A 9,881-nucleotide genomic window follows, 5' to 3' on the forward strand; every position below is an offset into this window, starting at 1 on the left:
GGTGAAGCCCCGCACTGATGGTGCGGGGCTTCACTGTGGGGTCGGGCGATCCACGATCGCGAGCAGCGCGCCGCGGTGCTGTTCGTATCCGTCGCGGCCGACGTCGGTGAGCGTGAGCTGCATCCGCCGGCCGCTCCTGCGTCGCTCGATCCAGCCCTCGCCCACCAGGACGCCGAGGTGGATCGAGCAGCGGGTGTCGGGGAGTTCGAGGCGAGCACGCAGGTCGGCGACCCACATCCGTCTCTCGGGTTCGGCCGCGAGAGCGGCGACGATCGACAGCCGCGCCGGGCGTAGTAGCAGCTCGATCAGGTCGTGGTGCGGGTGGTGGGTCACGGCTGGGGTTCCTCTTCGGTGAGGGCGGTCGTGGCATCGCGGATCGCCTCGCGCACGATCCGGGTGGGGGTGAGGTGGTGGGCGATGCCGTCCGCGGCCGCCGGTGGCCGCAGCCATGCCACCGTCGCGTCGGGGTCGCCGGTGGGCATCACGACCCAGGCGCCGAGCCCGACCTGTCGCGGGCCGCAACGCAGTTCGTCCTCGGGGACGGGTTCGACGGTCTGGGGCGGGACGAGGATCCCGACCCGGTGCCACCGCCGGTCGAGGATCACCGCGCCGACGGCCACCTCGCGTTCGCGCAGCAGCCGCAGCGCGGCCAGGCCGAGGGGGGCGTCGACTGCGATCACGTCGAACGTGACGCCTGTGGCGGCCAGGTGCGGGCCTCGCGCGTGGGCGTTCACGCCGCGCGCCCCACCGGCAGGGACACGACCAGTTCCGTGCCGCCGCCGGGCGGGTCGGTGACCGCCGTGCGGCCGCCGGCCGCCTGGACCAGGCGGCGCACGATGTAGAGGCCGAGCTGTCCCGGCGGGGTGCTCGCCGCGGTGGTGTCGTCGTCGCCGGCGAGGGCGGCCGGGTGGTGTGAGGAGGCGTCGGCGACGGTGACGTGGGCCCAGCCGTGCGCGTACCGGACGGACAGCTCGACCACGCCCGAGGAGCCGGCGTCGCGCGCCGCGTGCGTGACCATCTCGCTCACGCCCAGTCGGACGACGTCCAGGACCGCCCGCTCGCGCACGCCCCAGCCGATCAGGCGCCGAAGCACGAGCTCCCGGGCGGCGCGCGGGCCGTATTCGTTCGCCGCGACCCGGGCGTAGGCGTATCCGGTGCCGTCCGCGTCCGGCGGGTGCACCGGCCGACGTCGCCGGGCGGGCAGGGGGCGTGCGGCCATCACGTACTCCGGGCGATCGAGGGTGACTGGACGGGTGCGGGGCGATCCGTGGTCGAGGCGTCGACGTCGTCCGCGTGGGCCACCAGGTCGCGGGCGAGGCGGCGGGCCCGGTCAAGCGCGGTGGGTGTGCTCGGCATGCCGGGGGGCCTCCTGGGGTGCGGCGAACGCGGGGGAGGGACGGGCCCACCCGCCGCTTCGCCGCCGGTTGTAGGCCCGGCGGTGACGCGGCGGTGTCGCCCGGCCGGTGGGAGAGGCGGGCGGCGGGTGGGCCGTCACGTTCCAGTCAACGGCGCGGCGGACCGTGAGGGCAGGTCGAAAGCGTGGCCGTCCACTCCCGCCGAACCCGTCGTTTTGGTGTGGGGATTGCCGTTAGGAGTGTGCGTCGTTTGTCCCGAGTACTACCTTGCGGCGCATGAGCGGCAACGAGGCGCTGGTACGCGCGATGCGCGACCTCGACCTGACCCAGCGGGAGTTGGCCGAGAGGGTCAACACGGAGATCCAGGGGTTCTGCGGTCGCCGCGGATCGGTGTCCGAGGGCACGGTCGGCAGGTGGGTCACCGGGCGGCAGCGGTGGCCCCAGGGGCGTCAACGCCGGGGGTTGGAGGCAGTATTCGGGTGTTCGGCCACGTCGCTGGGGTTCGTGCCCCGAGCGGGTGGGAGCGCCCGAGAGGATGCCGATCACGTGGACCGCCGCATGTTCGTCACCACCGCCACCGGCGCCGCCGCCGCGTCCGCGCTCGGCGCCCCGCACCGGGTCGGGACCTCCGACGTGCGCCGCCTCGCGGATCGGCTCGCCGAGCTGGTCGACGCCGACGACCGACGCGGTGGCACCCTCGCCCTGGAGCGGGCCGCGCTCGACCTCGCCGACCAGGCGCTCGATCTCCAGCAGCGCGGGACCGCGAGCCAGCGCGTGCGGGGCCGGCTGTACGGGCTCGCGGCCGCCGGGACGTCGAGCGCGATGTGGGCGGCCGCCGACGGCCAACGCCCCGACGTCGCCATGCTGCACCTGGACCGCGCGGTGTCCCTGGCCGAACTCTCCGGCGACCCGACGATCAAATATCGGGTGTGGGGCCACGCGGGGGCGATGTACCGGCAGTTCGGCCGCCCCTCGGACGCGCTCGCCGCCCAGGACGTCGCCCGGGCCACGTCGATCGCCCGCCGCGACCCGCTGTACGCCTCGCTCGCCCACGCCCGTTCCGCCGTCGGGCACGGCGCGTTCGGCGACGTCGCCGCCACCCGCCGCAGCCTGGGCCTGGCCGCCGACGCGTACGCCCGCGCCGACCCGGGCGCCGGCCGGCCGCCGTGGATGTCGTTCTACGACTCGGCCGAGCTGGAGGGCCTGTCGATGCTCGCCTGCATGCGGTTGCGCCTGTATCCGCAGGCCGAGGCCCACGCGCACCGCAGCAACGCGTTGCGCCGGCCCGGGATAGTGCGCAACAGCGCGCTCACGATCGCCGATCTCGCGCGCGCCCAGCTCGAACAGGGCGCCGTCGAGGCTGCGGTGGCGTCCGCGCGCACCATCGCCCCCGAGGCGCGGCACGGCCGCACCGCGTTCCTCCTGCACCGCTTCGGGACACGCCTGACGCAGATCGCGCACGGCAGCCCCGAGGCCCGCGCCTGGCGCGAGCACACCCACTCGATCCGCCGACAGGAAGGCACCCAGTGACCCTGGACCTGCGCCGATACACCCATGCCAACGCCGCCGAGGCGCGGCCGCTGCTCGTGCGGTTGTACGGCGACGTGTACACCGGCGACCCCGTGCGCGACGACGACGCGTTCGCCCAGCGCCTGGCCGGTCAGACCGCCTCGCCGGGGTGGGTGGGCGTGATCGAGTACCGGGACGGCGAACCCGTCGCCTACGCCTACGGGATGCCGCTGCCCGCAGACACGGACTGGTGGACGCGGACCGCGCCGCACCTGCCCGTCGACGACGACCTGGTCCGCGAGGACGGGGCCCGTACGTTCACCCTGGCCGAGATCGGCGTCCGGGCCGCGTGGCGCGGGACCGGCCTCGCGCGGCGTCTGCACGACGTACTCCTGCACGATCGGCCTGAGGAGCGTGTGGTCCTGCGGGTCCTCACCGCCCGGCCGCGCCTGATCGCGACCTACCGGGCGTGGGGGTACGAGGCCGCCCCGGGCGTACCCGACGACGCGAAGGTCCGCGCCATGATCCGCCCGACGGAATCCAGGCCCGACGCCGAATAACGTCACGGCCAACCCGTTTTGAAAACGGCCACACGCGAAGGCGGGCTCGACCCCATGGGGTCGAGCCCGCCTCTTCGTTCCCCGATCAGAGCCGTACGGCGTGCACGTGGCCCTCGTGGCGGTACATCGCGAGGTAGTAGTCCCGGTGCTGCTCGCACGCGAGCCGAGCGCCGGTGAGCGGGTACCAGACGCCGTGTTCGGCGCGGTACGCCACCCGGGCGCGGGGCGCGGCGTACGGGGTGCTCAGGAGGTCGCGGGCGATGACGACCCGCGCGATCGCAGGCTCCCCACACGCGCAGCGGGGCGTGGTGTCCGCGCGGACGGGGCGGCGAACGGCGCGCTGCGGTTCGCGGCGCCGGGGGGCCGGTGTCGTGAACAGGTCGAGCTGTCCGTGGACGCGCGAGCGGCGCCGAACGGCCGTCGTCACGTTCGTGCCCCGCGCCGGGTGGCCAGCCAGGTGGTGGCGACTGCGGCGACGACGCCGATCCCCCGGTGTAGGGCCTGGTCGAGTTCCAGAAGCGCGGTGCCCGGCCCCGAGATTTCGGCGCGCACGGTCCCGTCGGGGCCCACGCGCGCGGCCGTGCAGTGCTCGACGTAGCCGCCCTTGCCCGTCGCCCTTGCCAGCCACAGCAGTGGGTCGCGCCTGTCGATGACGAGGTGGGTGCCGGCGTTGATCGCGGCGCCGACCACCAGGGCTCGGCCCGGGATCCGGTAGCCCAGGAGGCGGGTGGCGGCGACGGCGCCGGCGACCTGGCCGGCGGTGTACGTGGCGACGTGTCGGGCGACACTGCGACGTCCGAGCGCGCTCGCGGTCGTCGTCCGACGCCCGGCGCGGTGGTCCGTCTCTCCCACCGGGGTTCCGTCCCGGTAGACGAGGTGCGCGCCCCGCAACGATTTCAGGCGGGCGTCCGTGCTGCTCTGCGCCCACTGGTCGAGCGTGGGGTGCAGCCCGTCGAAGAGGCCGAGGAGCACGCCCAGGAGGGCCAGGCGGTGGGTCACGGAGATGCCTTTCTGTGGTGGGGTGCTACGGCTCGACGATCTCGACGGTGGCGTCCTGGGCGGAGCTGTAGACCGAGCCCCCGCACGGGACGTGCATGTAGCCGTGGATCCGGGACGGTGCACCGGTGACCTGGTACTGATAGCCGCCGGCGCGGAATTTCTGGCCGGGTCGCAGCTCGGACAACTTCGCTGTGGATGCCATGTCTGGTCTCCCGTGGTCGTGGGCCCCTGGGCGGCGCCCTCACCGCCCCCGGGGGCGTTCGTGCGCCCGGGAGCAGTGAGGCCGTCGCCCTACTGCTGGGGGTTGCACAGGTTGCAGCGGCGGCGCACTCCGCCGGGGCCGGTGAGCCACCCGGCCCGGCACTTCCGGCACGGGGCCTTCGAGGGATCGGCGGTGACCGTGGCACAGGCGAGGATGACGGGGACGAGGAAGACGAGCATGATGGGAGCCCTCCTGCTGGCTCGTGAGGTTGGTTGGGAGCCCAGGGCGGCCGGCTTCTTGGCAGTGGACGGCCGCTCTGGGGCGAAGCTAGAAAAGCGTCGGGATTTCGTCGCGGACGCGACCGGCGATCGCGGGGACCAGGGCCTGCGCGGCGAGTTCGTCGGCGGCGAGCTGATCCCGCCGACGCGCGACCCACTGCGGCGAGAGCGCCTTGAGCCCGATGTGGTGCGCGGCGGCGCCGACCCAGGCCGGGCCCGCAGCGTGCAGTTGTGCGGCGTGCACCAGGTGGTGGCCCAGCAGCCGGATCACGTCGTCCTCGGGCATCCGGGCGGTCATCGCGCGGTCGAGGACGATCTCCGCGCTGCCGCGCCAGGCCGGGGTGGTGACCGCGCCGCCGGAGCGGTCGGCGGCCCAGGGCCCGATCGGGGTGGTCGGCGGGACCGGGTCGCCGTCGTGCTGGCCGGTGGCCATCCGCACCGCGGCGAGCATCCCGCGGTCGAGGTTGGCGGGTCCGATTTTCGTGGACAGCGTCGTGTCGGGCAGGTCCAGGCCCTCCGCGCGGATCGCGGCGACCACGCGGGGAAGCAGCACGCGGATACGGGCGTCGCGCCCGGTGTAGACGATCCGGGCCGGGCGGGTAAGGGTGGCGGCGGTCATCGGTGACCTTCCTTCCAGCAGTCGGGGCAGATGTCTCGCGCGGGCCGGCCCAGCCGGTGCCAGCCCCGCGTGGCGAGCAGGCGACGCAACGCGGTGTGGGTCTCGACCCGGACGGGCCAGCCGTGCTCGGTGTCGCAACGGCCGTCGGTCGAGGCGGCGGCGGGCGCGTCGCAGCGGATCATCAGGTACGCGTCGGCCGTCACCTCAGGCCCCCGCGTCCTCGTCCACGTCGGTGACGAGCATGCGGGCCAGGACGCGGAGGCGGTCGTGGCTGGTCGCCGTGTCGGTGCCGTCCCACCGCGCGAGCTGGTGGTCCGGGGCGACGCGCGTGACATGGGTCAGCAGGTCGAGGTCCAGGGGGTGGATGTGGCGCGTGATCTGGCCAGTGGGCAGGCGCACGACCAGCAGCGCGTACTCGGGCAGGTCCGGCGCGGACTCGACCAGCACCGACGCGTACATCCCGGCGAGCACGGCCAGGAGGTGGGTCCGCTCGCGGTACAGGGCCCGGACCTGCGCGGTGTCGCCGGACTCACCGAGGTCCTGGACGAGCAGGTCGCGCAGGGCGAGGGAGTGCGCGCGGTGAGGGTCGCGGGCGGCGGGATTGGCCGCCACCTCCGCGAGCGCGGCGAGAACCGCGTCGAGTTCGGCGCGGGTGGTCGTGTGCGTGCCGGTCGCGAGCCCGACCAGGACGTCGGCGCCGGGGCCGTGGGAGTACATCGCCGCGTAGGTGGCAATGTCGCGCAGCGCGCCGGGGCTGCACACTGCGACGTAGTTGACGTAGGCGGCCTCGTGCGGGGCGAGGCCGGCCCACAGGGTGCGGAGCCGGGCGGCTCCGGTCGCGATGTCGGTCATGTTCACGACTCTCCTTTCGCGGTCACGTTCCGTGACTCGTCTCGTGGTGCGTGGTGTGGTCCGTGGTTCGTGGTGCGTGGTGCGGTACGTGGTCCGGGCAGCTCAGACCCGGTTTTGGGCATGGAAGGGCCGTCCGGGGTCCGTAGTGCGTGGTACGTGGTGGCCACGTACCACGCACCACGATCACGGTGCGTTACAGGATGGGGTGGCCGGGGTTGAGGATGTACCGGCCGCGCCCGAGCTTGACGACGACGCCGCACTGCACGCCGTCGACCTCGCGGACGCCCTCGGTGAACCAGGAGCTCACCGTCTCGCGGACGGTCGGCAGCCCCTCCTCGGTGAGGCGTTCGGCCATCGTCTTGGGCGAGATGCCGTCCTCGTCGACCCCGGCGAGGAGTTCGTACATCCGGCGCCGCGCGGGGGTGAGCCAGGACGGCGCGGGGGTCAGCCACGCGGTGAGCCAGTCCGGGCCGGCCAGCGGCTCCGGGGCCGGCTCGCCGGGCCGCTCGGTCGGCGGCTCGGTGTCGGCGGGTTCCTCGGTGTCAGCGGGTTCGGGCCGCAGTTCCTCGGGGCGGGCGCGGTGGGCGGACAAGTTCAGCCCGGTCGGGCGCTCGGGGCGCTCGGGTTCCTCGGTGGTGCCGTAGGTGGCGTCGATCTCGGCGACCAGGCGCGCGGCGAGTTCGTCGGCGTCCTCCCCGCCGCCGCCTTGGTCGCGGTCGCGGTGGGCGGAGAGGTTGAGTCCGCGGCCGCCGCCGGCGGGGGTGTCGGTGGGGCGGGTGAGGGTCGCGGTCGTGCTGGCCTCGGTGGTCGTGCCCTCGGCGCGGACGGTGGTGGCGTCGGTGCCCTTGGCCCACAGCCAACCTGCGCGCTCGGGGCTCCAGCGATCCGCGTAGTGGAGCGTGGCGGCGATCGAGGGAATGTCCAGGCGCGGGCGCCACCCGTTCGTGGCCAGAACGACGTCCCGAGCGAAGTCCGGCGTCGTCTTCCATCCCTTGAACGGAGTGGGATCGAAGCCTTCGGGCGTGGCGGCGCCGATCACGCCCGAACCGCGCGCGGTGAGCTGGTCGGAGTCGACCTTGCAACCGGGGAACATCTTGTCCACGTGCGCCAACGTGCTCGACGCGGCGGTCAGCGCGACGTTGACCGGCGCCGACTTGCGGATGAAGGAGTCGCCGAGGGAGGCCACGTTGCCGTCGAGCGCGGTGAGGATCACGCGGATGGCCATCGCCCGGCACAGCTCCATGATGTCCAGCAGCATGGTCCGCAGCTTCTTGCGGGCCGGGCTGCCCTGGGTCTTCTCGATCGCCAAGAGCTGCATGCCCTCGTCGATGATCAGCTCGATCTGCGGGATCGCGGCCGACACCGGCAACAGCGTCGTGTTGTGGCGGGCCATCAGTTCCTGGTACTCGCGCTGCCGGGCCCCGTAGATGCGCAGCAGGTCGGAGAGCATGCGGTCCGCCTCCGCGACGGTGCCCGCGAGCCAGTCGACGCCCGGGCGGGTGCCGCTCGGCGGCCGCACGCCGCCGATGACGTCGACCAGGCCCTGCGCCTCCAGGTACGGGCGCGTCCAGGCCCGGCCAGCGTTGCCGTCCTTGAGGTCGATCACCCACACCAGCACGTCGGTGGTGCGCAGGAATCCGGCGATCACCGAGTCGAGGAACGTGCTCTTGCCGCTGCCCTGGGTGCCGAGGATCAGCGCGCAGACCTCGCGCAGGTAGACGATCACCGGGTGGGAGTCGGGCAGCAGGCCCCACGGGATGCCGGTGAGGATGCTGAGCGGCTGGTGGATTTCGTGCAGCGGGTAGGAGACGACGTCGCCCATGATGTTGCGGGTGGTGATCTTCAGGACGAGGCGGGACTGGTCCGCGCCGTCGGCGTAGGTGACGGTGCAGCCGTTGGGCAGGCGGGCGTCGATCGCCAGGGATTTCAGGTGGTTGACGATTTTGGCGCGGGTGTGGGGCCCGGCGGGCAGTTGCAGGTCCAGGGAGAATCCGGCGCCGTTCTCCCACAGGTCGACTCCGACGATGCTTTCGATCTGCAGCGCGCACACCCGGGCGATGCGTTGGTGCCAGTCGGCGGCGATCTCGGCGCGCTCGCGCCCGACTTCCTTCTCCAGCAGGCGGACCTGTTCGGCGATCACCTCGTTCTCGGCCGCTTCCTCGTGCACGGCGGAGGTGGTGGCCATGGCGCCCACGCCCACGCCCAGGGCGGCGAGGCTGCCGGCGGCGGCCCACGAGAGCGGGCCGGCGGCGATCGCCCAGGAGGTCCAGCCGCCGGCGGCGAGCCAGGAGCAGGCGCGGGTGCGCATCGTCATCGCGGTCATCTGTTGCCACAGCGACATCCCGATGCCGTGCCCCAGGGCACCGGCCGCGCCGATCGCGGCGGGCACCATCCACGGCATCCCGGCCGCGGTTCCGGCCAGCGCGATCGCGGCGCACCCGGTCGTCGCCGACAACGCGCCGGTGAACGGCCCGTGCGGAGCGGCCCAGTCCAACTCCGGTCCCCGGCCCCGACGCTCTTCGCGCTCGGTGGGCTTCCTGCTGGTCACGGTGGTCCCTTTCTCGGTGTGGTGCGTGGTCGCCGGGGTGGGGTGGGCCGAGTTCGGGGCGGCCCACCCCGGGCCCGGGGTCACTCGTTGTTGCTGATGTCCCACATCTCCTCGCCGGGCCGGGGCTCGCGGTGGCGGGCGATGTCGTCCGCGTGGAGGGTGTGGACCAGGGCGGGAACGTCCTCGGCGCCGCTCGCGGACTGCAACAGGAGCTGGTGGAGGCCGTCGAGGGCGTCGGCGACCGACGAATGGAACGGCATCCGTTCGTCGGCCTTGTTCGCCAGGACCGCAAATGCCCCGGCGAAGGTGGCCAGGGCCTCGGGCATGGCCTCCGTAAGCGCGACGGCCTGCATCGCGCCCGAGGGCTCCCAGGCGGCGGCCGCCGCCTGGATCGCCTCGCACATCTCGGTCAACGGGAATCCGCCGGTCTCGCTCATGCCGCGTGCTCCTTGCGTGGTGGTGGTGGGTGCGGCGCCGCCTCGACGCGGCGCCTCGACGACGGTGTCCGCCACCGGCGGATACGCGTCGTCGTCGAAGTCTTGGTACTCGTAGACGTCGAGCTGGTCGGCGACGGCGTCGTCCCGGGCCAGGCGCGCCTCGCGCGCCCGGTCGATCAGGTGTTTGCGTAGGCGTCGGCCGGTGTGGATCGGCGCGGTCGAGCCCGACAGGCGCGTGAGCGCGCCGACCGCGAGGCCGGCCACCGCGAGCGGCATCGTCGCGGAGGTGATCAGCAGGCAGCGCAGCCAGTACCGGAGCGCGGAGACGCGGAGCATCCGGCCGGCGTGGCGCGAGGCCATGCCCGCGCGCACCCTGGCGACCCGCGCCTCGAACGCGGCCTGCCAGTGGCCGGCCACCCAGTCCCGCAGCTTCCCGAGGCGAATCGCCGCCCACAGTCGGCCCAGCCGGCCGCGCCCGGCGGTCTTCTTCGCGGCGGGCTTCGCCGTGTCCTTCGGATCGCC

Annotated in this window: 14 protein-coding genes and 1 pseudogene; 2 read left to right on the forward strand and 13 right to left on the reverse strand. The window is 73.8% G+C overall.

The features are described 5' to 3' along the window. Window positions 1-30: 30 nt before the first annotated feature. Genes GT354_RS18425 through GT354_RS18440 form a run of 4 tightly spaced genes read right to left on the reverse strand, consistent with a single transcriptional unit; the run spans window position 31 to window position 1,356 of the window. On the reverse strand, window positions 31-333 hold the full coding sequence (locus GT354_RS18425) for a winged helix-turn-helix domain-containing protein (protein ID WP_161357391.1): 303 nt from the start codon (window positions 331-333) through the stop codon (window positions 31-33). After that, window positions 330-734: a hypothetical protein gene (locus tag GT354_RS18430; protein WP_161357392.1), complete on the reverse strand. Its 405-nt coding sequence runs from the start codon at window positions 732-734 to the stop codon at window positions 330-332. Before GT354_RS18430 ends, GT354_RS18425 begins: the two co-directional genes overlap by 4 nt. Beyond that, window positions 731-1,219 (reverse strand): ATP-binding protein, encoded by a 489-nt coding sequence (locus GT354_RS18435; RefSeq protein WP_161357393.1) that lies wholly within the window; start codon window positions 1,217-1,219, stop codon window positions 731-733. The genes GT354_RS18430 and GT354_RS18435 overlap by 4 nt, the downstream gene beginning before the upstream one ends. Then, complete coding sequence (locus GT354_RS18440; protein ID WP_161357394.1) at window positions 1,219-1,356, reverse strand: hypothetical protein; 138 nt, start codon at window positions 1,354-1,356, stop codon at window positions 1,219-1,221. Before GT354_RS18440 ends, GT354_RS18435 begins: the two co-directional genes overlap by 1 nt. Before the next feature lie 275 nt (window positions 1,357-1,631). Between GT354_RS18440 and GT354_RS18445 the strand changes: the two genes are divergently transcribed. Then, the gene (locus GT354_RS18445; RefSeq protein ID WP_237535125.1) at window positions 1,632-2,885 is read left to right on the forward strand and encodes a hypothetical protein; all 1,254 of its coding nucleotides are present in this window, start codon (window positions 1,632-1,634) and stop codon (window positions 2,883-2,885) included. Then, complete coding sequence (locus GT354_RS18450; protein WP_161357395.1) at window positions 2,882-3,424, forward strand: GNAT family N-acetyltransferase; 543 nt, start codon at window positions 2,882-2,884, stop codon at window positions 3,422-3,424. The genes GT354_RS18445 and GT354_RS18450 overlap by 4 nt, the downstream gene beginning before the upstream one ends. A gap of 85 nt (window positions 3,425-3,509) precedes the next feature. On the opposite strand, the gene GT354_RS18455 is transcribed toward GT354_RS18450, so the two are convergent. From GT354_RS18455 to GT354_RS18495, 9 genes and pseudogenes are all read right to left on the reverse strand, one after another. Beyond that, complete coding sequence (locus GT354_RS18455; RefSeq protein WP_161357396.1) at window positions 3,510-3,851, reverse strand: hypothetical protein; 342 nt, start codon at window positions 3,849-3,851, stop codon at window positions 3,510-3,512. Further along, on the reverse strand, window positions 3,848-4,423 hold the full coding sequence (locus tag GT354_RS18460; RefSeq protein ID WP_346012072.1) for a hypothetical protein: 576 nt from the start codon (window positions 4,421-4,423) through the stop codon (window positions 3,848-3,850). Before GT354_RS18460 ends, GT354_RS18455 begins: the two co-directional genes overlap by 4 nt. A 25-nt stretch (window positions 4,424-4,448) precedes the next feature. After that, a complete protein-coding gene (locus tag GT354_RS18465) occupies window positions 4,449-4,625 on the reverse strand; it encodes a hypothetical protein (protein WP_161357397.1) in 177 nt (58 codons plus the stop codon). A gap of 89 nt (window positions 4,626-4,714) precedes the next feature. Then, a complete protein-coding gene (locus GT354_RS18470; RefSeq protein WP_161357398.1) occupies window positions 4,715-4,864 on the reverse strand; it encodes a hypothetical protein in 150 nt (49 codons plus the stop codon). Between the two features lie 88 nt (window positions 4,865-4,952). Next, window positions 4,953-5,522 carry a hypothetical protein gene (locus GT354_RS18475; protein WP_161357399.1) on the reverse strand — a complete coding sequence of 190 codons (570 nt, stop codon included), beginning with the start codon at window positions 5,520-5,522 and terminating at the stop codon, window positions 4,953-4,955. Further along, window positions 5,519-5,725 carry a hypothetical protein gene (locus GT354_RS18480; RefSeq protein ID WP_161357400.1) on the reverse strand — a complete coding sequence of 69 codons (207 nt, stop codon included), beginning with the start codon at window positions 5,723-5,725 and terminating at the stop codon, window positions 5,519-5,521. Before GT354_RS18480 ends, GT354_RS18475 begins: the two co-directional genes overlap by 4 nt. A gap of 1 nt (window position 5,726) precedes the next feature. Then, window positions 5,727-6,374, reverse strand: a complete 648-nt coding sequence (locus tag GT354_RS18485; RefSeq protein WP_161357401.1) for a hypothetical protein — start codon at window positions 6,372-6,374, stop codon at window positions 5,727-5,729. A gap of 193 nt (window positions 6,375-6,567) precedes the next feature. Beyond that, window positions 6,568-8,922, reverse strand: a complete 2,355-nt coding sequence (locus GT354_RS18490; RefSeq protein ID WP_161357402.1) for a hypothetical protein — start codon at window positions 8,920-8,922, stop codon at window positions 6,568-6,570. An 80-nt stretch (window positions 8,923-9,002) separates the two neighbouring features. After that, window positions 9,003-9,881 (reverse strand): annotated as a pseudogene (locus GT354_RS18495) (hypothetical protein); the annotation flags it as partial.

The sequence above is a fragment of the Streptomyces sp. SID3343 genome (assembly GCF_009865215.1).
Classification (GTDB): domain Bacteria; phylum Actinomycetota; class Actinomycetes; order Streptomycetales; family Streptomycetaceae; genus Embleya.

Excerpts from the sequence above, each read along its gene's own strand:
- GT354_RS18445 (WP_237535125.1), top strand. The coding sequence starts at position 1,632 with ATGAGCGGCAACGAGGCGCTGGTACGCGCGATGCGCGACCTCGACCTG.
- GT354_RS18475 (WP_161357399.1), bottom strand. The coding sequence starts at position 5,522 with ATGACCGCCGCCACCCTTACCCGCCCGGCCCGGATCGTCTACACCGGG.
- GT354_RS18470 (WP_161357398.1), bottom strand. The coding sequence starts at position 4,864 with ATGCTCGTCTTCCTCGTCCCCGTCATCCTCGCCTGTGCCACGGTCACC.
- GT354_RS18485 (WP_161357401.1), bottom strand. The coding sequence starts at position 6,374 with ATGACCGACATCGCGACCGGAGCCGCCCGGCTCCGCACCCTGTGGGCC.
- GT354_RS18435 (WP_161357393.1), bottom strand. The coding sequence starts at position 1,219 with ATGGCCGCACGCCCCCTGCCCGCCCGGCGACGTCGGCCGGTGCACCCG.
- GT354_RS18440 (WP_161357394.1), bottom strand. The coding sequence starts at position 1,356 with ATGCCGAGCACACCCACCGCGCTTGACCGGGCCCGCCGCCTCGCCCGC.
- GT354_RS18465 (WP_161357397.1), bottom strand. The coding sequence starts at position 4,625 with ATGGCATCCACAGCGAAGTTGTCCGAGCTGCGACCCGGCCAGAAATTC.